Annotated in this window: 21 protein-coding genes and 1 rRNA gene; 17 read left to right on the top strand and 5 right to left on the bottom strand. The window is 46.8% G+C overall.

Annotated elements, in window-relative coordinates:
* Positions 1–28 precede the first annotated feature (28 nt).
* From Q334_RS0106695 to Q334_RS0106680, 4 genes are all read left to right on the top strand, one after another.
* Complete coding sequence (locus tag Q334_RS0106695) at positions 29–1,291, top strand: FecR family protein (RefSeq protein ID WP_027312531.1); 1,263 nt, start codon at positions 29–31, stop codon at positions 1,289–1,291.
* Positions 1,266–3,026: an adenylate/guanylate cyclase domain-containing protein gene (locus tag Q334_RS0106690; RefSeq protein ID WP_081414373.1), complete on the top strand. Its 1,761-nt coding sequence runs from the start codon at positions 1,266–1,268 to the stop codon at positions 3,024–3,026. Before Q334_RS0106695 ends, Q334_RS0106690 begins: the two co-directional genes overlap by 26 nt.
* Positions 3,027–3,142: 116 nt before the next feature.
* Complete coding sequence (locus Q334_RS0106685; RefSeq protein WP_027312529.1) at positions 3,143–4,171, top strand: tetratricopeptide repeat protein; 1,029 nt, start codon at positions 3,143–3,145, stop codon at positions 4,169–4,171.
* A 7-nt stretch (positions 4,172–4,178) separates the two neighbouring features.
* Positions 4,179–4,796, top strand: coding sequence for an HD domain-containing protein (locus Q334_RS0106680; protein WP_027312528.1), 618 nt, complete (start codon positions 4,179–4,181; stop codon positions 4,794–4,796).
* Here Q334_RS0106680 and Q334_RS0106675 read toward each other — a convergent pair.
* From Q334_RS0106675 to Q334_RS0106660, 4 genes are read right to left on the bottom strand one after another with little or no spacing between them, the layout of a single operon-like run.
* Complete coding sequence (locus Q334_RS0106675) at positions 4,786–5,877, bottom strand: glycosyltransferase (RefSeq protein ID WP_027312527.1); 1,092 nt, start codon at positions 5,875–5,877, stop codon at positions 4,786–4,788. The genes Q334_RS0106680 and Q334_RS0106675 overlap by 11 nt on opposite strands.
* Positions 5,874–7,184, bottom strand: a complete 1,311-nt coding sequence (locus Q334_RS0106670) for a TolC family protein (RefSeq protein ID WP_027312526.1) — start codon at positions 7,182–7,184, stop codon at positions 5,874–5,876. The genes Q334_RS0106675 and Q334_RS0106670 overlap by 4 nt, the downstream gene beginning before the upstream one ends.
* 2 nt (positions 7,185–7,186) lie before the next feature.
* Positions 7,187–8,533: an HlyD family type I secretion periplasmic adaptor subunit gene (locus Q334_RS0106665; RefSeq protein ID WP_051527581.1), complete on the bottom strand. Its 1,347-nt coding sequence runs from the start codon at positions 8,531–8,533 to the stop codon at positions 7,187–7,189.
* On the bottom strand, positions 8,526–10,247 hold the full coding sequence (locus Q334_RS0106660) for a type I secretion system permease/ATPase (protein ID WP_035461024.1): 1,722 nt from the start codon (positions 10,245–10,247) through the stop codon (positions 8,526–8,528). The genes Q334_RS0106665 and Q334_RS0106660 overlap by 8 nt, the downstream gene beginning before the upstream one ends.
* A 566-nt stretch (positions 10,248–10,813) precedes the next feature.
* On the opposite strand from Q334_RS0106660, the gene Q334_RS0106655 reads away from it, so the two are divergent.
* From Q334_RS0106655 to Q334_RS0106595, 13 genes are all read left to right on the top strand, one after another.
* Positions 10,814–11,530 carry a TetR/AcrR family transcriptional regulator gene (locus Q334_RS0106655; RefSeq protein ID WP_027312523.1) on the top strand — a complete coding sequence of 239 codons (717 nt, stop codon included), beginning with the start codon at positions 10,814–10,816 and terminating at the stop codon, positions 11,528–11,530.
* Entirely contained in the window at positions 11,527–12,597 is a 1,071-nt protein-coding gene (locus tag Q334_RS0106650) for an efflux RND transporter periplasmic adaptor subunit (protein WP_027312522.1), read from the top strand. The genes Q334_RS0106655 and Q334_RS0106650 overlap by 4 nt, the downstream gene beginning before the upstream one ends.
* Positions 12,598–12,616: 19 nt before the next feature.
* Positions 12,617–15,739, top strand: a complete 3,123-nt coding sequence (locus Q334_RS0106645; RefSeq protein ID WP_027312521.1) for an efflux RND transporter permease subunit — start codon at positions 12,617–12,619, stop codon at positions 15,737–15,739.
* Between the two features lie 166 nt (positions 15,740–15,905).
* Positions 15,906–16,676: a DeoR/GlpR family DNA-binding transcription regulator gene (locus tag Q334_RS0106640; RefSeq protein ID WP_027312520.1), complete on the top strand. Its 771-nt coding sequence runs from the start codon at positions 15,906–15,908 to the stop codon at positions 16,674–16,676.
* On the top strand, positions 16,669–17,694 hold the full coding sequence (locus Q334_RS0106635; RefSeq protein WP_155888968.1) for an oxidoreductase: 1,026 nt from the start codon (positions 16,669–16,671) through the stop codon (positions 17,692–17,694). The genes Q334_RS0106640 and Q334_RS0106635 overlap by 8 nt, the downstream gene beginning before the upstream one ends.
* The gene (locus tag Q334_RS0106630) at positions 17,694–18,149 is read left to right on the top strand and encodes a heme-degrading domain-containing protein (RefSeq protein ID WP_027312518.1); all 456 of its coding nucleotides are present in this window, start codon (positions 17,694–17,696) and stop codon (positions 18,147–18,149) included. The genes Q334_RS0106635 and Q334_RS0106630 overlap by 1 nt, the downstream gene beginning before the upstream one ends.
* A 42-nt stretch (positions 18,150–18,191) precedes the next feature.
* Positions 18,192–18,902, top strand: coding sequence for a response regulator (locus Q334_RS0106625; protein ID WP_035461022.1), 711 nt, complete (start codon positions 18,192–18,194; stop codon positions 18,900–18,902).
* An 89-nt stretch (positions 18,903–18,991) separates the two neighbouring features.
* Positions 18,992–20,296 (top strand): ATP-binding protein, encoded by a 1,305-nt coding sequence (locus Q334_RS0106620; RefSeq protein WP_027312516.1) that lies wholly within the window; start codon positions 18,992–18,994, stop codon positions 20,294–20,296.
* A gap of 59 nt (positions 20,297–20,355) precedes the next feature.
* Complete coding sequence (locus Q334_RS19905) at positions 20,356–21,120, top strand: MipA/OmpV family protein (RefSeq protein ID WP_051527579.1); 765 nt, start codon at positions 20,356–20,358, stop codon at positions 21,118–21,120.
* Between the two features lie 23 nt (positions 21,121–21,143).
* Positions 21,144–21,494: a DUF4156 domain-containing protein gene (locus tag Q334_RS18270; protein ID WP_051527578.1), complete on the top strand. Its 351-nt coding sequence runs from the start codon at positions 21,144–21,146 to the stop codon at positions 21,492–21,494.
* Between the two features lie 84 nt (positions 21,495–21,578).
* Positions 21,579–22,079 (top strand): hypothetical protein, encoded by a 501-nt coding sequence (locus tag Q334_RS19900; RefSeq protein ID WP_155888967.1) that lies wholly within the window; start codon positions 21,579–21,581, stop codon positions 22,077–22,079.
* 79 nt (positions 22,080–22,158) lie between these two features.
* The gene (locus tag Q334_RS0106600; protein ID WP_027312514.1) at positions 22,159–22,578 is read left to right on the top strand and encodes a CopD family protein; all 420 of its coding nucleotides are present in this window, start codon (positions 22,159–22,161) and stop codon (positions 22,576–22,578) included.
* Positions 22,579–22,622: 44 nt separating this feature from the next.
* Positions 22,623–23,519 carry a LysR family transcriptional regulator gene (locus tag Q334_RS0106595; protein ID WP_027312513.1) on the top strand — a complete coding sequence of 299 codons (897 nt, stop codon included), beginning with the start codon at positions 22,623–22,625 and terminating at the stop codon, positions 23,517–23,519.
* A gap of 396 nt (positions 23,520–23,915) precedes the next feature.
* Here the strand turns inward: Q334_RS0106595 and rrf are convergent.
* Positions 23,916–24,031 (bottom strand): 5S ribosomal RNA (gene rrf / locus Q334_RS0106590).
* Between the last annotated feature and the right edge of the window lie 96 nt (positions 24,032–24,127).

The following is a 24,127-nucleotide window of genomic DNA, read 5'->3' as shown; positions in this document are numbered from 1 at the left end:
TATATGTAAATTTAATTGGCACCTTTATATGATGAAATACATTTTCCTAGCGGCAATCATTGCTTTGCTTTCTTTTAAAGCAGTAAGCGCAGATGAAAATATAATAGGGAAAATAATATTTCATTCTGGTGATGTCCTCCTCAACGAGAAAAAAATAGCTGATAAACAAACTGTATCATTATCAGCCGGTGACACTATTGCCACAGCAGACAATAGCTACGCACAAATTGAAATGCTGGATAAAGCTATTATTTCCATAAAACCGAATAGCAATTTCTCTTTTGATTCTTACAGTGAAGCAAAAATTCAGCTTCAACTTGAGCGAGGTTCAATAAGAAGCGTTACTGGCCAGTATGGGGAGAAAAATAAAGATATATTTGAACTCTTAACTCCTATTGTATCGATAGGAATTAGGGGGACGGATTTTTATGTGCACACAGACAATAACAAATCCAAAGCCTATGTTGCGTCAGGCGGTATTTCTTTAACGCCTATAATTTTAAAGTGCTATCAAATGAGTGTAGCTTGTAGCAACAAAGAAATCACTGAACTATTTTCTTCCCCCACTCCCCAATATGTAGAAATAAGAAAAGGGGAAACGACACCAGTAATTATAAATGGCCCCATATCAACAGACTTTATATTCGAAACATCTATGCTTAGCCAAAAGGCAAGAGACGAGATTAGCAAACGTCTGCGCGGAGAAAGCCTATCCCTACCAACCCCTCTAGATATCATTAATCAATATCCTAGCCAACAACCTAACAAGTTCATACTAAGTGATGGTGATACTAGTATCCGCTGGGGTCGTTGGGAAAATTATGCCTATATTAACTCTAGCAACATTCCTGAAAGTGCTATTTCTTTAGCTAATTACGAAACAAAATTATCCAATACATTTTATTCACTCCTCCTCAAACGAGCTCCCGCAGTAGACAAAAAGCCAGGAACCTTTAATTACAGTATTGCCGCCGCTGAAGCTCTACTTTACCGAGGCGGCAGCATATATCCTGCTCAAGTAAATAATGGAAAGTTATATGTGAATTTTAATGACAATACATTTGTAACCGAATTCACTGTTTTATCTTCACAAATGAAAGATTCAAACTTAATTTACTCCATTGGTAATATTTCTAAAGATGGAGTATTAAGCGGCAGTCATCACAGCGCATACTCTAATGCAGACATTAAAGGCATACATTCCGCCGACAAGGAAAATGTAGGCATGTTATTTGAGAAAACTGTTGATTCAGAGTCGGTGATAAGTGGTGCTATTAACTGGAAGCAGTAACACAACCATTAGGTTTTTACATCGACTAGCAATTGCATGTTTCATAGCGATAGCAATACTAGCCCCACAAACAACTCAATGGTCAAAACTTGACTTAGCAATATATGATTTTATTTATAGCAACTCCAAAAGAATAATTTCAACCGATACTGCAATTATTGGAATTGATGATAATAGCCTTGAAAAGCTCGGTCCTTGGCCATGGCCTAGAGAAGTAATAGCAGATACAGTAGATACTCTTTTCGACTATTATAAAGCCAGTGGCGTTGCTCTAGACATACTAATGCCGGACGAGCAACCAAACGATGCCATAGTAGCTGCTTCATTTAATAAAGCCATCATGGCGCAAGCGCTTGAAATTAAGAACCCGTCAATTAGCAAGCAGATTGGATACTTAAGCATTAGTGAAGAAAGCAAGAAATGCCAAAACAATAGCATCTACGGATGGATAGGGTTAAGCAAAAAACTTTTAAATCCGATTGTTAACGTAGGCCACATCACTCCCGCCTATAATATTGATGGCAAAGTGAGGGAGTACTTATATTTTATCGATGACTGCCAATACTTTTTCCCCAGTTTAGCTTTAGCAAGTGCACGACAGTCTTCTCACACTATTACCATTCCTACATCAGGAATAAATTTTTTAAATTTTAACAAATCTATTCCTATTTATTCTTTAGCAGACATAGTGGAAAAGAAGATCCCCCCTACTGCAATCAGTCAGAGATTTTTCTTTATTGGATCATTATCATCAGGATTATACGACTGGGTTCCCACACCAACTCATGATCGTTTTCCTGGAGTTATGTTGCATGCTATTGCCTATCAAAATTTGATAAGCAATGATTATATTATCGGAACCCACCTTAACAAAGCTGAACGCCTTGCGATTGTTATCACCATATTACTCATATACTTACTCCTGAACATAAATATAGCAATACTCCTCAGCCTAGCACTGACCACAGCTTTCATGCTTTATATATATAAAAGCAGTGTTTTCTTTGAAGTGAGTTGGCTTGTACTAAGCGTACTTTTTTTCACTGCTACAGCACTTATTAAAAAAATAGCCGAGCACGTACTAGCCAGAAGAAAGCTAGAATCATTATTTAGTGAGTACATTCCAAAACAAATAATTCCACAACTAATTAATGATAGTCATTCTCTTACTCCAAAACTCAAGAATGTCAGCATTCTATTTGTGGATATTAAAGATTACACAACGCTTGTTGAATCATCAGAACCATCAAAAGTTGTCGAGCTTCTAAACTATTTATGGCAGCAATGTTCTGAAATTGTTATTAATCATGATGGAGTAGTGGATAAATATTTAGGGGATGGATTTTTAGCGTTTTGGAATGCCCCTTTAGAATTAGAAGAGCATCAAATTCAGGCAGTCAATGCCGCAATAAAGATTAATGAATTAATAAAAAGCAATCAATTTTCAGCGCACATTGCCAGGTTAGCATTTCAACATCCTATTGATGTTGGAATAGGCATTGCGAAAGGACAAGTAATGGTAGGCGTCATTGGGTCGCAACACAGAATGTCCTATACCGTAATAGGGGACGCTGTAAACATAGCTGCCCGCTTGCAAGAGATATCGAAGAAAGAAAGTGATATCATCTGTAATTTTACAATATATAGCCAAAAGTATGCATTCCAATCTATGGGGCTACAATACTTAAAAGGCAAAAAACACAAAATAGAAGTTTACCGAGTAATAAAAAAATGATTTCTTTAAGGCTAGCCCTTATTTCCTACTTCATTACTCATGGCTGTATATCTTATGCGAGCTCAGATCAGTGCTCTCAAAATAGGGACCTTTACTCCGATGAAGAAAATTACTCGATGGGATTATGCTACATACAGCAGAATAAAATATCAGAAGCGATTCTAGCCTTTGAACGAGTTTTAATTTTGAACCCTAACCATGTGGGCGCCTGGCTTGATTTGCAAAGTATTCAGGGATACTCCACTGTAGTTCATGTTGATCCTTATAGTAAGTCAATCTATGATCGACTACTCAACAATACTAGTTATTATTTTTCCGCAGGTATAGGATATACAGATAATTACAACGATGGTATTAGCAAAAACACCACTAAGATTTTTTTCCTTGGTCGGCATCTTGATGTATCGATATCCGAAGACTATACACAAAAAAGTAGTTTTTTTTTAGAGCCAAAGATTGGCGCCCAATATACAGATGAAAACAATTACTTTCGCTATTACTTAATTGGTGAGACTTCCTTAAAAATACCAAAAAATAAAGCACTAGACCTGCACAATTCATTTATTGCTGGGGGTGGAATTCAGGATAGCATCTATTTTGACTATGACATAGCCTATCTCCACAGTAGCGTAGAAAACGGGAATAGCATAAAAAAAGGAGACTTTGCCGTAGTTAATCTTTCTAAAAATGGAATATTTATAGAATATATAAATGGTCGAGAAAAAAATGATAATAAAGTTTACCATTCAGATGAAGTACGTATTGGCTATAAAGACCACATGCTATTTTTAGGAAAAAATTATCAATACAACGTTAGTGCGATTTTAGGCAACAGCCATAGTGAGTCCGGCAAGTCATCCAGTAATGGTCTAACTGCAGACCTAACGCACAATACTAATCATGGTGTAGAGTACAAGCTATCATACTCCTACAAAACGACTAAAGACCATTATCTCTATAACGAGCTACTTCTCCCTGAGGTTTATAGAAGTTTACATAGCCAAAATATTACTGCCAGTATCGCAAAAAACATCAGGAGCAGTAATATCAAACTCTACCTTTCCAAAGACCATCATCGTTCCAATATTGACTTTCTTAACAAAGAGAAAAACACTCTTGGAATAGAATGGTTATTTATTTTCTGAGAAGAATATGAGCTTTCAAATAATCTATAAACTTATTAGAGAGATCACCTTCTCTCACAGCGCTGCTCAGTTATTAACAAAAGAAATAATAAATCGATACAATGAGCCTCATCGTCATTACCATACTCTAGAGCATATTTTAGAGTCTCTTTCTGCACTAGAGCAGCTTAAGCCACCAAACAAAAAACACTTACAGATTGCAATAATTTTCCACGACATTATATATCAATATGGATCCAGCAAGAATGAGAAAAACTCTTCAGAGTTTTTTGATAAGCAGTCTGCTAATATAGTCGGCATTGATAAAAACCTTATCAAAGACCTAATTTTGGTTACTAAAAGAAATTCTGAACCAAAGTCCGAGTTAGAAAAGATCATTCTCGACATAGATCTTCATAGTTTTTCTAAAAACAGAAGAAGTACACTACGCGACACAGCTTTATGTATTAAAGAATCAAATGGCGACATCGAAGGCCAAATAAAATTTATTAAAAATCTATTGACCAAGAATTTTATTTATCACACTGAGTATTATAGAAAAAAACACGAGGAAACAGCCAGACTTAACATTCAAGTCGTTCTAATGTGCCTCGAAAAACGTCAAAAAAATAAAATTAAGGAATAAGTTCATCATATATTTTAATATAAGACTGAATCATTACATCCGATGTAAAATTCACTTCGTACCATTTCCTAGCAGCTAAGCCAAAGCCTTCTCTTAAACTCTCATCCGAGTATATTTTTTGCATAGCCTGTGAGAACACCTGTGGATTATCCGGCGGTACTGTAATACCTGTTACCCCATTCATATTAACAAAGCTGGTTCCAGTACCTATTTCGCAGCTAATCATCGGTTTTCCTGCTCGACAAGCCTCTACTAAACTTATGCCAAAAGCTTCCGATCTTTTATTTGATGGAAATACAAAACAACCACATAAATTAAATAATGCAAGCTTATCCTCATGCGAAACATGATCTAAAAATATGATATTTTTTACCCCATCAGCTTGCTTCTTTAATGCCTTTAACTCAGGCCCACTTCCTGCAATAACAGTAGGAAGGTGATTAATGCGAGCAGCCTCAACCAACGTCGCCAATCCCTTATAATATCTTAGAGCCCCCACAAAAAGAAAAAAATCGCGCCCTAATCTTTTCTTCCATTTATCTTCCATAACATTGGCAGTTACATCCTCAATACCAATTGGAATTATTCTAATTTTTCTTCTAAACTTTAATAAAGTAGTACTAGATTCAGCATAGTTTCTAGATGTTGCAATTACCGCACTTGCATTTCTTATAAAATAATGACTTAACGGCTTATAAAAAACACCGGAGACTTTCTGTTTAACAACATCGGAATGGTATGTAACTATATAAGGCTTGTCTTTATTTAGTAAATTTAGAACATCTTGCAATGGAAAGGGGAAATGATAGTGAACCAAATCCACTTTCCCCAATAACCTTTGAAACACCTTCCTCACTTTCAGACTGATAGGCATCGAAAGCAAGTTTAATCGTGCAGGCACCCAGTATATTTTTAGCCCTGCACGCTTCTCAATATAAATTCTTTCACCTGGATAAAAAGATAATAACCAATTTTGATACCCTCTTAGCGATGTACCTTTTATCAATTGGTCTATAAACTCCTCCACACCACCGTATGTGTAAGGAGTAAAAGTTTTATATACATGTAAAACTTTCTTCATTTTAACGTAGCAACCTTATCAAGGGTGCTAACTAGCTCATAGTCCATCAGTCCTACAGCAAAAGCTAAATTTAATTTAGCCTTTAATATCTGGTAATTGATATCAACTTTATCAGCAATAACTTTGCTAAGTGCATTCTGACTTAATAAGACATCGTTAATTGTGACAACACCGAGTTCATAACCTCTTTGATTCGCGCTGTATGCCTTTTCAGAAGATTTAACTAACAGCTCTTTTGCTTCAAACTGCCTCTTAGCACCGATTAACTCAGAGTATGCCTCTTGGACTAACTGCTCTAAGTTTTGCTCTTCGACATTATATTCAGCTTGAGCTAATGATTGCCTATGACTAGCCTCACGAACTTTTGCATCAGTTTGACCACCACTATAAAGTGGTACACTAAGATTTAAAGACAAGCTACTCGTGGTAGTTTTACTTGAGGGGCTATCTTCATAGCCAGTATTACTTTTCTGAATAGAAGCACCTAGATAAACTGTGGGGTAATGTTTTGCAAATGCCGCATCCTTACCAATAGCTGCAGCCTCTATCTCTTTACTTAGTGCGAGCAGTTTTGGATTTTCCCTAGTTTTATTTAGCAATGTCGAAAAGGGCATTGAGTCAACTGCTAATAAAACTCTATCGTGTAAGATAGGGCTAATGCTTTCCATCTTGAGAATTGGCTCATATTTACTAAGACTATACAGCCTTCTTAAGAAGATGTTTAATTGCTGTTCGTAGAAAGTAACATCAGCTGTAAGACGAGCCACTTCTGCTTCAGCTTGATAAACATCAGTTACTTTCGCAAGCTGCAGCTTATATCGCGACTTAATCTGCTCTAACTGCCCTTCAAGATTTATCTTCTGCTGCTTTAAAATACTTAATTTCTCCATATTTAGCGCAGCATCTAAATATGAAAACAATATATCCTTCCTGATAGACTGATGGATTTCCTTTAACTTCAATGCATATACGGATTCTATCGCACTAGACTCATCGATTTTATTCAAGCTATATTTGTCAAAAATAGCTTGCTGCACTGTAATAGAGCTTTTCTGGCCATCGTAGCGCAAGCTCCTGCCATTCTCCAACTCTTGCTCGTGCTTTGAAATGCTCGCATTTGCTGAAATTTGTGGCAGATAACTAGAGCGTGCTTGACTAGTTTGTGCTTCAGCTATTTTTCCTCTATATCCAGCAGCAGTTAGACTAGGATTGTTTAGTTCTGCACTTTGATCGAGATCCACCAACACGCCAGATACGGCATTACTTGCAATAAGACACACTAGTAATGCTGAAATATAGCCTCGCATACTTAATCCTCTAACATTGACCTAGCAAAGAAGTTTGTTAATGGCTGCACTAAGTATTGAGCAAAGGTTCTGCTTCCCGTATTGATTAGAGCTTCTACCGGCATACCAGGTAATAGCTCAAGACCCTTTTCTTTCAAAGCAGTGGCACTGCCTTCCTTTAGCCTGATTTTGGCAAGGTAATAAGGCATACCTGTTTGTTCATTTATTAGCTTATCACCTGAGATATCAACTAAGACACCATGCGTGCGCGGAGTAACACTGCTTTTAAAAGCACTAAACCTGACTTCAACATCTTGGCCTATCATTACACGGTCAATATCAATAGGAGAAATTTGAGAAGTAATAACAAGCTCTTCCTGCTCTGGAACTATATCCATAATTGCATTGCCGGGCCCAATTACTCCACCAATAGTATGTACCTGCAGCGATAAAACCTTACCTGCTTCTGGCGACAGAATAACCTTTCTATTAAGAGAATCTAATAATACTTTTTTACGTTCGCTCAGATCTTGCAACTCTACCTCTGTACTAGCAATTGCATCTGCAGCTTCTTTTTGATATTCCTTTTTAATTTGAATAGATTTTAACTCGGCCTCAGTTATTTTTAAGTTACTAGATGCAATTTCCGCGTCAATACTCGCTATTTCTCCCAAATTATTATCTAACTGACGCTCAAGCTCTCTAAGCCTTGTTTTCTCTGCATAACCATCAGAGAGTAGCACTCGAAGATCAGCTATTTCCTTTTTATAAGATGATACCAACCTTTCCTTACTAACCTTTTGAGCTTTAAGACCTGAAATTTGTGAATTATATTGCTTAACTTGTTGATTAAGTAACTCAAGCTGTCCTAACAGGGCTTCTCGTCGAGTAGTATATATTTTATTCTGGGAGCTAATAGCTTCAACAGCCCTTACATCAGCAGTATTGATTAGTTCGTCCGGGTAATTAATTTCAGCCACGTCAAGAGACAGCGACTCCTCAAGTTCCAAACGAGCAAGTTTAGCCAAGCTAACAAAATACTGACCAATAATTATGTCTAAAGATGCTTGTTCTTTAGTAGAATCCAAAATAATTAGCGGTTGGCCTGCTGCTACTCGCTCGCCTTCTCTAACTAATAACTCTTTAACTATTCCGCCCTCAAAGTGCTGAATAGTTTTTCTATTATCTTTTATAGTGACCTCACCAGGAGCCAAGGCCGCACTGTCTAAGGGTGCAAATAGTGCCCAACCTCCAAAAACACCAAAAGCCAGAAAAACAATTACATAACCTATTCTTCTAATCGAATAGTCATAAATAGGCAATGAAGAACTTGCCACTTCATTTCCGTTAGAATCAAGCATCTTAACCATTAGCCTTTCCCACACTTGAATGCTTGCTCTCTGCAAGTTTTTGAAGAACCATATCTCTTGGACCAGCCATCGAAACACTTCCATCACGCAACAAGATAAGACTATCAACATATGCTAATAGTGATGAACGATGGGAAATTACAAAAACAGTTTTTGCTGCCTTTTTTAACTCTTGTAAACTTTTAAAAAGTGCCTTCTCTCCTTCATCATCTAAATTAGAGTTAGGCTCATCCAGTACTATCAAGCTTGGCATACCATAAAGTGCTCTTGCTAATCCCAAGCGTTGACGCTGACCTCCCGATAAAACTCCAGCAGCTTGCCCAATATGAGTGTCATACCCCTGAGGCAATTGTAAAATCATATCGTGAACACCTGCCAACTGTGCTGCTGCAATAACATCTTCAGACTTCGGCTGATCAGCAAATCTCGATATATTTTCGCTAATAGTTCCTTCGAAGAGCTCAATATCTTGAGGAAGATATCCTATATGGGAGCCTATTTCATCTCGACTCCAATGAAAAATATCCGCACCATCTAAGCGGATACACCCTTGTGAACAAGGCCAAATTCCAAGTAATGCCCGAGCAAGGGTCGTCTTTCCCGCTCCGCTGGGGCCAATGATACCTACAATTTGTCCTGCAGGAATGTGTAGGTTAATGCCCTTAATGACAGGCATTCTGGATCCTGGCGGCGTCACAAAAGCCTGCTCAAAGTTAATCTCACCTTTCGGTGCTGGCAGAGACATTTTTTCAGTCTCTTTAGGCATATTTTCTAGAATTTCATTCAGACGATCATACTGGCCTTTCGCATTAATAAATCCTTTCCAACTGCCAACTAATAAGTCAATCGGAGATAACGCACGAGACAAAAGTATGGAACCGGCAATCATCATCCCTGGTGACATTTGATTTTCTAGAACTAGATATGCACCTACTCCTAAAGTCGCGGACTGCATTATCATTCTAAAAACTTTAGAAATATTCGTCATGAGAGAAGCCTGCATACTTGCATTACTTTGCAGTAGCAGCACATCCTCATTACTTTTTCTCCAGCGCTTTTTCAGCGCAGTAATCATGCCTAACGCCGCAATAACTTCTGCATTAAAAAGCTGCCGATTCGTTTTTGATATATTTTCGTTGGATATCTTATTTGCTTCAGTAATAGCATTATTTGTTGTCTTGTCGTTTGCATATGCTATTAAAAGCAGTATGACAGCAGAGAAAACGGCCATCCAGCCAAACCACTGGTGAAACGCAAACATCACAAAAATATAAATAGGAAGCCAGGGAGCATCAAATACAGCAAACAGTCCATTGCCTGTCATAAATTGGCGCAGGGCTGTCAAGTCAGTCAATGGCTGAGCACTAGCCGAATTCCCTTGAGAAACTAAACTACGCTTAAAACAAACATCGTAGATACGATCTGATACCAAATAGTCAATTCTATTTGAAACACGCACAAGAATTTGTGAACGCACCCATTCAAGCCCGCCCATTACGACAAAAGCAAAAAAAGCAATCAACGAAATAAAAAATAATGTCGACTCGCTACCACTTGTTACCACTCGATCATATACTTGAAGCATATAAATAGACGGTACCAGCATCAGCACATTTATAAAAAAACTAAATATGCCTGCAACAATAAAAGACCCTTTGCAAAGGCTTAATGCATTGCGCAAATCATTTTTTTGCACATTTTTTAGCTTAGCCATGAGCACTCCACACCCAGCAAAAATAAACGCGAATCCTAGCACATAACCTAAGCATCACGAAAGATTGTTGTGCGGTACATCATGTCCTCTCTGTCCATAAGTTCATACAGAACCAGTGCACTGGCCGCATATCATCGCATGTCCCTGAACACAGCAAGGCCTTGCCGACAGCCAAGTACCTGTACACACCTACGTGTTCACTTGACCACTCCTCCGATAGCCATTGTGTGTTTTTTTGAGTAAAGTTATTTTTCCTTAGTCTCTATAGAAGGTTATAAGAAATAATCCATCCTATAACGCAGTACAAAAAATACGCTTAAAATTAGATGCAAATGCTCTTTATTTAAAAACAGAGACTAATATCTGGAAAAAACTACTGAAGCATGATTATTGCAGCCACCTATCATATTTTTCTTAAATAAATAAGAAATAGATCGATCATCTCTTTCTGTCTGCCTAAAGCTCATCAAGCCCACTGTTGCACTCAAGAAACGCTGTATTAGGGTTGCCCATCCGTGACCGACAGTCATAGAATGACTGCCGGTCCATTTTTTGTGTACACCCCTATGACCTCCTCTTTATCCCTTAAACAGCGCCAGTTTATTGAGCGTGAGCAAGCCATCTTAGCGGCAGCCGAAGCCCTGTTTGTCGATGACAACTGGACTCAGGTCACCGTCGAACAGATTGCTCAGCAAGCCGAGGTGGCCAAAGGCACTGTGTATAAACACTTTGCCAGCAAGGAAGCCCTCTATGCCCGGATTTCACTGAACTTTCATCACCAGCTGCTAGACTCCTTCCGCGGGATTGACCTCCAGGCACCGGTATTAGGCATTCTACGCAGGATGCTAGCTACCTCTTTTGCTGCCTTTCTACAGCGACAGAACATCGCCCAGGTTGGCTATTACTGCCGCCGCCCTGAGTTTATCCAGCGTTTAACCCCTGAGTTGTTTGCCGAATTTGAGCAACTGGATCAGGCCTTCTTCGAGCTGCTACATCAGGTTATTGATCGCGGTATTCGTGAAGGAGCCCTGCCTCCTCGCCCGCTGGAGGACATGATCTTCGGCATTCAGGCCTGTTTTGATGGCGCTATCGGTATGCTGTGGCGTAAAGAGCACCAGCTCTGCCCCCAGCACCACGTCAGTGATAGCGCTTTTATCGACAACATTATTGAGTTCACCCTGGCCGGTATCGCCCATTTACCCGCCAAACCCGGTAGTCAGCCCAACTGCCCGCCGGATCTGAGCTCACCCCCTATTGCCAGTTATAACGAGACCAAGCCATGAAACGTTCTATGCTGATCGCCATTGTTATTGTGGTCGTGCTAGCCGCCTGGATGCTGTCGGGCGAACCGGTCACCACCGCCGCTACCGAGCCCCCAGCGGCCTCTGCCAAAACAGCGGAAAAGCCGGTGTTTAAGGTGGAAGTCACCACCCTGGAAGCCAGCCAAATTGTCCGTGAAGTCAAAGTACAGGGCCAGGTCGAGCCCCTGCGCACAGTTAACATCAAAGCCGAAACCAGTGGCCGGGTAACCGAGCTAGCGGCCAAGCGAGGTGAACGGGTCGACGCCAATGCCATGCTGATTAAGCTGGCGCTGGATGATCGTGAGGCACGCCTGCAGCAAGCACAGATGCAGGTACGCCAGTATGACCATGATTTAAAAGCCGCCCAAACCCTCAAACAGAAAGGGTTGCAGGCAGAGAGTAAGATCATGGAACTCAAAGCAGCTCTAGCCAGTGCCCAAGCAGCATTGGAGAGCATCCGCCAGGATATCGCCCATACCCGTATTCAGGCTCCTTTTGCCGGGGTACTGGATCAGCGTCCGGTGGAGCTGGGTCATTTTGTTGAGCGGGGAGATGTGATCGCCACTCTGGTGGATGATAGCCGTTTACTGGTCACCGCCCAGGTGCCTCAACAAAGTATCAGCCAGTTGCAAATCGGCCAGCCTGCCAAGGCTTACTTACTGGATGGCACCGAGCTGCAGGGCACCCTCAGCTATGTCGCCACCCAGGGCGATGATGCCACCCGCAGTTTCCGAGTTGAGGTGACCGTCGACAATCCTGGCCAGAAGCGTCTGGTTGGGCTGTCGGCCACCCTGAGTTTGCCGGTGGAGCAGGTACAAGCACACTTTGTCTCCCCTTCACTGATTAGCTTGGGTAAAGAAGGTGAGCTCGTTATCAAAACCGTCGATCAAGAACAACACGTCGAGCAATTCCCAGTGCAGATCGTCCGCACTAATGCCCAGGGAGCCTGGGTCAAGGGCCTGCCTGACAGCGCCCAAGTGATCACCCTCGGCCAGGGGTTTGTTGAGGCCGGTGATCAGGTGCAAGCCATTCCGGCCAAACGCGGTTAAGCAAGGAGCCTGACCCCTTATGCATGCCATCATTCACGCCGCCATTGATCGCAGCCGCACCAGCATTTTGCTGCTGCTGTTCCTGCTGATCTGTGGTGCCTTGGCATTCCAGTCGATTCCCAAGGAGTCCGACCCGGATGTCGCCATTCCGATTATCTATGTGTCCATGGGCTATGAGGGCATTTCCCCTGAGGATGCCGAGCGCCTACTGGCCCGCCCCATGGAAAATGAGCTGAAATCCATCGAAGGCGTGAAAGAAATGAGCGCCACCGCCAGTGAAGGCCATGCCTCGGTACTGCTGGAGTTTGATGCTGGCTTTGATTCCAAAAAAGCCCTGAACGATGTCCGTGAAAAGGTCGATGTTGCCAAGTCCAAGTTACCCGATGGCACCGATGAGCCTACGGTCAACGAGGTTAACGTCGCCCTGTTCCCGGTGTTGTCACTCTCCCTGGCGGGCCCAGTGCCTGAGGAGCAACTGGTTAAGCTGGCGCGGGATCTGCGTGATGAAATCGAAGGCATTCCTGGGGTGCTCGAAGTCGAAATCGGTGGTGACCGGGAAGAGGTGATGGAAATCATCGTCGATCCGTTGATTCTGGAAAGCTACAACATCGATTACGCCGAGCTCTACCAGATCGTCACCAGCAATAACAAACTGGTGGCCGCTGGAGCACTGGATACCGGTGCCGGGCGGATGGTACTGAAGGTACCCGGGGTAATTGAAAACCTCGATGACATGCTGCGCCTACCGATTAAAGTGGATGGCACTACCGTCGTCACCTTCCAGGATGTTGCCAGCGTGCGCCGCACCTTTAAGGATCCCCAGGGCTTTGCCCGGGTCAATGGCCAACCGGCCCTGACTCTGGACGTCAAAAAGCGGGTCGGCGCTAACATTATCGAAACCATCGAGCAGGTACAAAACCTGGTGGCCGAGCAACAAAAACGCTGGCCTGAGGTGATTCAGGTGTCCTATATCCTTGATCAATCCAAGGACATTCGGAACATCCTTACCGACCTGTTTAACAACATCATCTCCGCAATCATCCTGGTGATGGTCATTATTCTGGCGGTAATGGGGCTGCGCTCCTCCCTTCTGGTGGGATTGGCGATTCCCGGCTCGTTCTTGACCGGCATCCTGCTGATTTACAGCCTCGGCTACACCCTCAATATCGTGGTGCTGTTCAGCTTGATTCTGGTGGTCGGCATGCTGGTTGACGGCGCCATCGTGGTCACCGAACTGGCTGATCGCTACCTGAAAGACGGCCAACCACCCAGGCAGGCTTATGCTAATGCCGCCAGCCGCATGGCCTGGCCGGTGATTGCCTCCACCGCGACGACTCTGGTGGTGTTTTTACCCCTGCTGTTCTGGCCCGGCGTGGTGGGGCAGTTTATGAAGTACTTGCCGATGACCGTCCTGCTGTGCCTAACCGCCTCCCTGTTTATGGCCCTGATCTTTATGCCGGTGATGGGTGCGGTGATCACCAGCCGCCGTGCCGCCTTAACCCTGGCCGATCAAGATAGCCAGCGCTCCGCCCTGACCCGAGCCTATGTTAGCGTCCTGCGCCGCTTGTTGCGCTGGCCTGAACTAACCCTGCTGGTCTCTACCGTGCTGTTGATCGGCACCTACATGGCCTATGGCGCACTGGGCAAAGGGGTTGAGTTTTTCCCCGATGTGGAGCCCGATTCCGCCCAGGTGTTAATCCATGCCCGCGGCGATCTGTCGATCTATGAGCGTGATGCCCTGGTGCGTCAGGTTGAGCAACAATTGCTCGGTATGACGGAAATCGAAGCCATGGCCGCCCGCTCCTTCAACTCACCCGGCCAGGGGATGGCAGCAGATGTAGTGGGGGCGATCAAGTTCCAGTTTATTGACTGGTACCTGCGCCGCCCGGCGAATACCATCCTTGAGGACATGCGTCAGCGCGCCGAGAATATTCCTGGTGTGCAGCTGGAATTCCGCAAGGCGGAAAACGGCCCCGGCGGAGATAAACCCATCGTCATGCAGATCGCTGGCCTCTATAGCCAGTCGCTGGAGCAAAGTGCCGCCCTGTTGCGCGCTAAGATGGATGAGATTGGCGGCTTTGCCGATAGCGAAGACAACCGTGCCCTGCCTGGTATCGAATGGCGCCTGGATGTTGACCGGGAGCAGGCCGCGCGTTATGGCGCAGATATCACCACCATCGGCAATGCCATTCAGATGGTCACTAGTGGTATCAAGGTCACCGAATACCGTCCTGCCGATGCCGATGATGAGGTGGATATCCGCATTCGCTTCCCGCTAGGTGAGCGCAGCCTCGATCAGCTCGATCAACTGCATATCCGTACTCCCCAAGGTATGGTGGCGATCAGCAACTTCGTCAGCCTTACCCCCGCCCCCAAAACCGGCACCATTGAACGGGTGGATGCCAAGCGGGTGATCACCATCAAGAGTGATGTACAGGAAGGAGTGCTGGCCAATGACCAGGTGAAGAAGCTGCAACAGGCACTGGCTGAAATGACCCTGCCGGCCGATGTCAAAGTCACCTTCAAGGGTGAAGACGAAGACCAACGCGAAACCATGACTTTCCTGATGGGGGCCTTCCTGGCGGCGATCTTTATGATGGCGTTGATTCTGGTAACCCAGTTCAACAGCCTCTATCAGGCCTTGTTAGTGCTCTCGGCAATTGTCTTCTCCACCGCGGGCATTCTGCTGGGCTTGCTGATTACCGGACAAACCTTCGGCATCGTCATGTGCGGTATCGGTATCATTGCCCTGGCCGGTATTGTGGTGAATAACAATATCGTCCTGATTGATGCCTATAACGAGATGCGTGCCCAGGGCATGGATGCCGTCAGCGCCGCCATTGAAACCGGCGCCCTGCGTTTGCGCCCGGTCTTGCTGACCGCCATTACCACCGTACTCGGTCTGATTCCGATGGTGATGGCCCTTAACCTTGACCTGTTGAACCGGCAGATTTCCATTGGTGCGCCCTCCACCCAATGGTGGACACAACTCTCCTCCTCCATTGCCGGTGGCCTCACCTTCGCCACCGCTCTGACCCTGTTCCTCACCCCATGCCTATTGGTATTGGGCGAGAAACTGATGACCAAGCTGGGGCGCCAACCCCAGCGACGAGTGATGAAGCTGGAAGCCGCAGAAGGCTAAACAACAAGGGATATGTCATCCGTTGTGCACGGTGCCTATCCCTCCTTAAGTTTCACGTTCTTAGCGGGCCTCGGCCCGCTTTTTTTATACCTATTACGGGCAATGCTTGCAGATTTTGATAAGAGCCACTAGGATTTTGACTTAAATAAACTTATAAAAACTTAAAATGACGCAAGAAGAACGCCTTGAGCAACTCGCTGCCCTGCTTGAGCAGCAGCAACGTCTGAGCCTGGAACAAATCTGCCAGCTCCTCAACATCTCCCGCGACTCGGCTCGCCGTGACCTGTTGCGTCTTTGTGAGAATCCACGCTACCAGCGCTTGCGCGGCGGCGTGCGGCTTGCCGCCCATGCCCCTGGCATCCTGCCTTTTGCCCAGCGCCCAGCTGCCCCCTGGAAGCAACAACTGGCGGAGAGGGTGGTTAGCACACTCCCGCAGCATGGCTGGATTTATCTGGATAGTGGTAGCACCCTGCTAGCTGTGGCTAACGTCTTGGCGGTACGCAGTCACCAGCTCCATATCATCACCCCAGCCTTGGCTGCCGCCCAGGCCCTCAGCCAACACCCGCATCTGCAACTCATTCTGTTAGGTGGCAGTTTTGATGCCACCCAGGGTGCCTGCTACGGCAGCGAGACACTGCTCCAACTCAGCCAGTATCGTCTTGATGTTGCCCTCTTAGGTATCTGCGCCCTGGATGAGCAGGGTTTGACCGCTCCGAGTGCCGCTGAGGCACAACTAAAACGCCAAGCTATCCAACAAGCCGAACAACGCATTGCCCTCGGCAGTTGCAGCAAGTTAGGCCAGCACCATCGTTACCAGGTGTGTGCCCTGACGGAGCTGGATGCCCTTTACCTGGATCAGCCCCCTCCTGCGTCCTTTTGCCAGCAGCTTGAAGCTGCCGATATTCATCTGACCACATTGGAGCCCAGCGATGCTTAAAACCGCCGTGATTGGTTATGGTTTGTCTGCCCAGGCATTTCATCTGCCCTTTATTCGCCAACAGCCAGAGTTACAACTGGTCGCGATCAGCAGCAGCCAGGCACAGGTGCGCCAGGATTATCCTGATATCCAGCATTACCTACAGGCGGAGCAATTGATTGCGGATACGGATGCTGAACTGGTGGTGATCACCTCCCCCAATGACACCCATTTCCCACTGGCCCGCCAAGCCTTGCTGGCAGGCAAGCATGTGTTGGTGGAAAAGCCCTTTGTCGTGACTACACAGCAGGGTGAGGAGTTGATCAAGCTGGCTAAACAGCAGCAGCGGCAACTGCTGGTCTATCACAATCGCCGTTACGATGGTGACTTCCTGACGTTACAGCAACTGATCCGTGATCAGCGTCTGGGGCAAATCCGTTATTTCGAATCACACTTTGACCGTTTTCGCCCTCAACCACGCTCCCGCTGGCGTGAACAGGCAGGGGCCGGCACCGGTATTTTGTTTGACCTTGGCCCGCATCTGCTTGATCAAGCCCTGCTGTTATTTGGCCTACCTCAAGCTCTGAGTGCCCATTGCCGCCAATTGCGTCCGGGTGCAGAAAGTACCGACTTTTTCCAGCTCCACCTGCATTACCCGGATAAAGAGGTATTACTCAACTCCAGCCCCTTCTGTGCCAATCCCAATCTGCGTTATCTGCTGCAGGGTCAACTGGGTAGCTTCGTCAAATATGGCCTCGATCCCCAGGAAGATGCCCTGCGGGCAGGCCAGTTACCAGGCCATCCAGAATGGGGGCAGGAACCTGTTACCGCCCATGGCCAGCTCTATCTGGCAGAACAACCCGCCCTGACACTTCCCACCCAGGCGGGCAACTATCAGCGCTTTTATCAGGACATGGTCGCCACCTTGTTAAAAGGCGCGGCAGCCCCCGTGAGCGCAGAGGAGGCACTGCAGGGTATTCGTTTAATCGAACTGGCTTACCAAAGCAGCCAGCAAGGACGCACCCTGGAGGTGCACTAATGAACCTCGAGATGCTGCTTGAACAAGAGCAAAGGCTGCAACTCCAGCACTTCAACCTGCAGGATGCCTGGCTGCTGGGGCAATCTTTATACCAGCGGGCAGCAGCCTGTCAGGCCCCCGTAGTGCTGGAAGTCTATGCCTATGGGCGCGTCCTGCTGCAAGCCGCCCTGCCAGGCTCTAACTTGGATAACCATAGCTGGATAGAACGCAAACGTAATACGGTGCTGCGTTTTGGCCACAGCTCCCTCTATCTTGGTGAATATAACCGCAGTAAAGGACGTGAGTTTGAAGCCCAAACCCATATTGATCCGCAGAGGTATGCTGCCCACGGCGGTAGTTTCCCGCTACGCCTGAGACAAGGGGACTTAATTGGCGCCCTCAGTCTATCGGGCTTGCCCCAGTTAGAAGACCATGCGCTGGTGGTAGCAACGCTGGAAGATTGGTGTCACGGCTAACATCCGTTATGCTGGGCCAGCTCCTCCCCAGAGAAGGTGGTTATGCAGATACTACTTGTCGAAGATGATCAAAAGCTGGCGAGCTTAATTAGCCAATATTTAAGTAAGCATGGCTTCCAGGTTGACTGCCTGCATCAGGGCCAAGAGGCCGTGCAGCTAATTCCGCAGCGACAGCCGGAATTGGTCATCCTCGACTTAATGCTACCGGGGCTGGATGGTTTAAGTATTTGCCGCGAGGTGCGCAACCGCTACAACGGTAAAATTTTAGTACTCACGGCCAGTGAAGACGATATGGATCAAGTCGCCGCCCTGGAGATGGGCGCCGACGACTACGTCAATAAACCTCTTCATCCGCGTGTGCTCCTAGCCCGTATCCGGATGCTGCTTAGACGGGTAGAAACCTCTCCTTCCGCCATGGCCGAGGCAACACCTACATCCAGCAAAGAGCTACGCTACGGTCACCTGTACCTCAATCATATCCAACGACTGTGCCAGCTAGGCAGTGACAACATCGCACTCACCCCGGGTGAATTTGATCTCCTCTGGCTACTGGCCAGCCATCCGGAGCAAACCCTCAGCCGTGATGAGCTGGTCAAGCAAACCCGTGGCATTGAGTACGATGGGCTGGATCGCAGCATCGATAACAAAATCACCAGTCTCAGACGCAAACTAGGGGATAACGCCTCCCTGCCCCAACGCTTAATCACCGTCCGCGGCAAAGGGTACCTGTTTGTACCCGATGTCTGGTACTGACAGAGGCGGACAAAAGCAGACAGGCTAACGCGGGCTGCCCCAACCTTCCTATGCCAAAATAGCACTAGCTTATTGAAGGACGCGTGGATATGGCTCGTTTATTTATCACCCTTTATCTGGGATTGGTTGCCTCCCTGATTATTATTGTGCTGGTACTGGAACTGCTGGTGTTACAACCCTGGGTAGCAGACCTGGAACGACGTGACAGCATCCGAGACTTTCAAGGTCTCACCACTTTCATTGAAATGCTAAATCTGGATAACAGCCTTAGTCTGATTGCCCCTCAGATGGAGGAAGCCTTTGCTAACTCCAATGTCAAAATCAAGTTCCGCCCCCTGGGGGAGTTTACCGATGTACAAACCGAGCTACAGGCTTTGGAGCCGGGCGATTTCTATCTCCAGCCCACCGACGAAGATCCGCTCGTCTATTACCGTTTTGAAGAAGCTGACTGGGTCTTACGTGTGGGCCCCATTGAGACCATTCCAGAACTAGAGCAGGCTGCCAACATTATTCTCGCCCTGCTATTACTCGCTATGGCGCTGGCCTGTTTGCTTTGGTTGTACCTATTGCAGCGTAAACTCAAACGCCTGGAGCAGGGGGCACTATCACTGGCGGAAGGCAACTTAGCAGCAAGAGTCCCCGAGGAAGGACGTTGGCGGATTGGGCATCTCAATGCCAGCTTCAATTTAATGGCGGAACGCATTAGTCGCTTACTGCATAGTCACAAGCAACTCACTAACGCCGTCGCCCATGAGCTGCGCACGCCTATTTTTCGCTTACGTCTGCAATTGGACATGCTCCAGCAAGCACCTGAACAAGAGCGCCAGGAGTTAATGCAAGGCATTGCCGAGGACATTGATGAACTCGACACTCTGGTAGAAGAATTGCTGGAATACGCACGCATGGAGCGTACAGAGGCTAAACTCGAACTCAGCCAGATTAGCCTCAATCATTGGCTCGCCGCTCAAATCGAACACTTGCGCCCAGAAAGTCCTCTCGCTTTAGGGTTGCAGCTGCCTAGCCAAATTATTCCGCAGGAAGTTGATGAGCGCCTGTTTAGCCGTGCATTGCATAACTTAGTCCGTAATGCCTTCCATCATGCTAAACGACAAGTTCAAGTCAGCCTGATACAACAGGGTACTAACATTCATATTTTGGTAGAGGATGACGGCCCAGGCGTTGCACCAGAGGAGCGGGAGCAGATTTTCTCTCCCTTTACTCGCTTAAATAGCAGCCGTAGCCAAGGGGGATATGGACTGGGGTTGAGTATTGTGCGCGAAGTCATGCGTTTACATAACGGACAGGTATGTGTCAGTGCCAGTCATACCTTAGGTGGAGCCTGCTTCGAGCTGATCCTGCCCCAACCCATACAAAGCCATACAGAACAGGGCTAATGTCTGTTAGCGACTACGCGCAGACTAACGCTATTCCCACTCAGTTAAGGAATAGCGTAATGAAAAAGACTTATCTCTCAACCTCGCTCCTCAGTGCTTGCAGCCTGTTGCTGGCAAGCACTGCCATGGCCGAGGGCACCTTCAGCCTGGGCTTAGGCGCAGCCTATGAACAGCAGCTGTACAAGCAGCATAAAGATGACAAAAAGTGGCAAGCCACCCCTTTCCTGCATTACGAAGGAGAATTGTTCTACCTCAATCCTAGTGAACTCGGCGTTAAGCTGATGCAATCCGGCTCAGAAGATGAAGGCTTCTGGGTCAATGCCTTCCTGGGAGGCGGTGGCGAGGGCTATGAAAGCAAAGACTCACCCTTCCTCAAGGGTATGAACAAACGTAAGGGTAGCCTGGACCTCGGCGTAGAAGTCGGCACCTACGGCGCCTGGGGTGTCACTACTTTCAGCCTGCAACACGACGTTAGTGGTGCTTACAAAGGTTTCTTAGCCGATGCTAACTATAGCCTGCCTATCGAAATCAGTGACAGCGTTGAACTCAGTCCTTTTGTTGGCATGCAAATCGCCAGTAAAAAGTATGTAGATTACTACTACGGTGTCACCAACAAAGAAGCGACAGCTAGCCGTAAAGCTTATACCGGTAAATCTGCCGTCAACCCTTACCTGGGCTATGAGCTGACAGTGGGAATTAGTGACAATCTCAGCCTGCACCATGGCACCCAATGGACCAAACTCAGCAAAAATATCTCTGACTCCTCCTTGGTTGAGCGGAAAAGCTCCGTCTCAACTTCAGTAGGCTTAATCTACTCCTTCTAAACAACAGACGAGGCTGACAACACATGCACAGGTATGTCCCCTTTACCTTGTGGAGTGCTGTTCTGGTTGGCGTGAGCGGATGCTCCGCCATCCAGGCCAATCCTGGGGCCGAACAAGTTCGTCTGGTGATGGAACAACCAACGGGCTCATGTCGCTTTATTGCTGAAGTCAGTGGCTCTCAGGGCAACTTTTTCAGCGGCAACTACACCTCAACTGAAAACCTGCTGCTAGGTGCTCGCAATGATTTACGCAACAAAGCAGCGGCAGTGGGGGCTAATGTCGTGTACATGCAAGAAAGCCATCACTCTCAAGCAAGTGACTCGCTCGGCACCACGAATACCACCCTGATTGGTCATGCATATCGCTGTAACTGAGCACCTACGGAGCTAACCCGATGGACGCACAGGCAAGGAAGCCTGGTGCAAGGACGCACCTCTTTTAACTTTGGAGCCTTGTTTATGCTACAACGCACTCGCAACCGATTATTTGCCCAGTACGCCACAATGCGCCCACCCCTATTTGCTCGAAAAAATCACCCACTTCCTCCCACTGATCGTAGCTCCGCTCATGGTCAACCAGTCAGCTTTGCCTGTCTGCCCGGCAGCGACCTGATTCTGCAAAGCATTCGCTATGAGGGAGGAGATTTGGAGGTACTCTTGCAAAGCCCAGCTCTGGAGATTCAAGTGTGCTTCAGCAGTGTGATAGGTTTCCGCTTATTGGACGAAGGAGACTTACTCGAGTTTTGGCAGTACTGTCATCAAGGTCATGGCTGGTTGTTTCAAATCAACCAGAATGGCTGGCTGCAGCAGGAAAGCCAGCGCTTAGGCTTTGTCAGTCAGCATAACAGTAACCAACTAAAAGAGTTTCTGATTAGCGGTCTCTTTGACTGTATCAACGTCCTCAGTTATCAGCAGCCAAAATTGCTTCACTCGCGCCGTCGTCAGGTGACAGACACCTAACTGAAAATAGACTCAGCTCAAACCCTCCCTGCCAGACTCCCGCTAGGCTTAATCAACCTAGCCCGTCTGGAGCCTTGACATGTACACCTTGCTACTCAGTTTACATTTACTCGGAGCCACTCTCTGGACCGGGGGACACTTGGTACTCAGCCTGGTCATTTTGCCGCAAGTACTCAAACAGCAATCGCCGGCACGATTACTGGAATTTGAGGCGGGCTTCGAACGTATTGGCATGCCCGCTCTGATTATGCAGATACTGACCGGTATTGCCTTGAGTCACTATCGACTGAGTGGTGCATGGCATCAACATCCTGGGTTACTCATCAAGCTCACGTTATTACTTGCTACCTTTGCTCTGGCAGCCCATGCCAGGTTAAGAGTGATTCCCCATTTAAACGTACACAACCTCCCTACCCTGGCCTGGCATATTCGTGCGGTCACTGTTCTCAGTCTCGCTTTTGTGATCACCGGGGTGTTTATCCGCACCGGTGCGTTTTAACCGCTTAGCTCCTTTGCTAAGGTGTAGCGAACAAGGGAGAGTGTATGGACATCAAGCAACTGCGTTTTTTGGTCGCCCTGGAAAACAGCCAACATTTTGGTCAGGCTGCCGAGCACTGCCACGTGACTCAACCCACCCTCTCGATGCGTCTGAAAAGCCTGGAAGAAGAGCTGGGTATTGCCTTAGTCAAACGCGGGCAACGTTTTGAAGGTTTTACCGAAGAAGGCAAACGTATCCTCGCCTGGGCCAAACAAGTGCTCAGTGCCTACGACGCCCTTAAAATAGAAGCCAGTGCCTGCAAAGGGCAGATCATTGGCAAAGTCCGCATAGGAATTGTCCCCCTCTGCAGCTATAGCCCGATTCCCCTCTTGAAACAGTTGCAGCAAGATTATCCACAGGTAGAAGTGGAACTACGCGCCCTCAGCTCTGAACACATCCTTGAACAACTTAGCCGCCAACAACTGGATGCAGGCATCGCCTACTTAGAGCAACCAGGCGAGCGTTTCCAAGCGCTTGATCTCGGTGAAACCCGCATGGGCCTGCTCTATCACCCGCAATTAATCCAACAGTTGACGCCAGATTCACTGGAGGAAATCAGTTGGAGCGCCTTACCCCAGCTACCGCTTGGCCTGCTCTCTCAAGGTATGCACTTTCGCCAAGCAATCGAGCACAACTTTCAGCATCTTGGTTTAAAGCTCCAGCCCATTCTGGAGACCGACTCCGTGCATCTGTTGGTGCAATCGGTACTAGCCGGTCACTGCTGCAGCATCATGCCTTACCCCTCCTATCTCGCTGCCAGCGTACCTGGATTAAAGCTGATTCCGATCAGTGGCGGCCGCACGCTCTATCCCCTGCGCTTACTGATCCGGCACAGCGAACCCACTCCTATCCTAGCCAAGATGCTGATGGAGGCTGCAATCAAGACGCAACAGATCAGTTAGTTTGCAAGAACTCTGGATAAGATAAGATGAACAGCCAAGCTGTTGTTAGGTGGGTATATGCGCTTTATACGCCGAGCGCTTCTTCACCCCGGAACATTGATCTCGGCAGCGATGGGGGACATGGCAAGCTCAGATGGCGTGATCACGCTTACACGCCCACTAGCTGGAGGCTCTTTCACAATCCAGCCATTACGCTGAGCATGCAACGAGGATTGGAGATCGTCAGGATAGGTGTATGGGCAGCTTAAGCGATTGCGGGAGATATCCTCGCAGCCATTCGCTAGCTGATTCCGGGGGAAGACTCGGGTGCATCAGCCGCCAAGCACAACTTCAAAACTAAACTCCAAAAAGCAAAAACCCCTGCCAGATGTCTGACAGGGGTTTCGCGTATTAGGCGCTTGGCGATGACCTACTCTCACATGGGGAAACCCCACACTACCATCGGCGCTGAGTCGTTTCACTTCTGAGTTCGGGATGGAATCAGGTGGTTCCAACTCGCTATGGTCGCCAAGCAATTCGGTTCAGGTCTCTCTGTCTTATGTCACGCTGTGACCGCAGGTTTACCTAAATTCTGGATCGTCTTCAGTTCGTTGTCGTCATCACAACAT

This window comes from Balneatrix alpica DSM 16621, assembly GCF_000619885.1.
Taxonomy (GTDB): domain Bacteria; phylum Pseudomonadota; class Gammaproteobacteria; order Pseudomonadales; family Balneatricaceae; genus Balneatrix; species Balneatrix alpica.
This window is presented reverse-complemented; position numbering and strand designations above follow the sequence as displayed.

Bases quoted from the DNA above. Each gene is read 5' to 3' on its own strand.
- Q334_RS0106670 (WP_027312526.1), bottom strand. From the start codon at position 7,184: ATGCGAGGCTATATTTCAGCATTACTAGTGTGTCTTATTGCAAGTAAT.
- Q334_RS0106620 (WP_027312516.1), top strand. From the start codon at position 18,992: ATGGCTCGTTTATTTATCACCCTTTATCTGGGATTGGTTGCCTCCCTG.
- Q334_RS0106630 (WP_027312518.1), top strand. From the start codon at position 17,694: ATGAACCTCGAGATGCTGCTTGAACAAGAGCAAAGGCTGCAACTCCAG.
- Q334_RS0106665 (WP_051527581.1), bottom strand. From the start codon at position 8,533: ATGGTTAAGATGCTTGATTCTAACGGAAATGAAGTGGCAAGTTCTTCA.
- Q334_RS0106645 (WP_027312521.1), top strand. From the start codon at position 12,617: ATGCATGCCATCATTCACGCCGCCATTGATCGCAGCCGCACCAGCATT.
- Q334_RS0106640 (WP_027312520.1), top strand. From the start codon at position 15,906: ATGACGCAAGAAGAACGCCTTGAGCAACTCGCTGCCCTGCTTGAGCAG.
- Q334_RS0106695 (WP_027312531.1), top strand. From the start codon at position 29: ATGATGAAATACATTTTCCTAGCGGCAATCATTGCTTTGCTTTCTTTT.
- Q334_RS0106680 (WP_027312528.1), top strand. From the start codon at position 4,179: ATGAGCTTTCAAATAATCTATAAACTTATTAGAGAGATCACCTTCTCT.
- Q334_RS0106650 (WP_027312522.1), top strand. From the start codon at position 11,527: ATGAAACGTTCTATGCTGATCGCCATTGTTATTGTGGTCGTGCTAGCC.
- Q334_RS0106600 (WP_027312514.1), top strand. From the start codon at position 22,159: ATGTACACCTTGCTACTCAGTTTACATTTACTCGGAGCCACTCTCTGG.
- Q334_RS0106660 (WP_035461024.1), bottom strand. From the start codon at position 10,247: ATGGCTAAGCTAAAAAATGTGCAAAAAAATGATTTGCGCAATGCATTA.
- Q334_RS18270 (WP_051527578.1), top strand. From the start codon at position 21,144: ATGCACAGGTATGTCCCCTTTACCTTGTGGAGTGCTGTTCTGGTTGGC.
- Q334_RS0106685 (WP_027312529.1), top strand. From the start codon at position 3,143: ATGGGATTATGCTACATACAGCAGAATAAAATATCAGAAGCGATTCTA.
- Q334_RS0106595 (WP_027312513.1), top strand. From the start codon at position 22,623: ATGGACATCAAGCAACTGCGTTTTTTGGTCGCCCTGGAAAACAGCCAA.
- Q334_RS0106675 (WP_027312527.1), bottom strand. From the start codon at position 5,877: ATGAAGAAAGTTTTACATGTATATAAAACTTTTACTCCTTACACATAC.
- Q334_RS19905 (WP_051527579.1), top strand. From the start codon at position 20,356: ATGAAAAAGACTTATCTCTCAACCTCGCTCCTCAGTGCTTGCAGCCTG.
- Q334_RS19900 (WP_155888967.1), top strand. From the start codon at position 21,579: ATGCTACAACGCACTCGCAACCGATTATTTGCCCAGTACGCCACAATG.
- Q334_RS0106635 (WP_155888968.1), top strand. From the start codon at position 16,669: ATGCTTAAAACCGCCGTGATTGGTTATGGTTTGTCTGCCCAGGCATTT.
- Q334_RS0106625 (WP_035461022.1), top strand. From the start codon at position 18,192: ATGCAGATACTACTTGTCGAAGATGATCAAAAGCTGGCGAGCTTAATT.
- Q334_RS0106655 (WP_027312523.1), top strand. From the start codon at position 10,814: ATGACCTCCTCTTTATCCCTTAAACAGCGCCAGTTTATTGAGCGTGAG.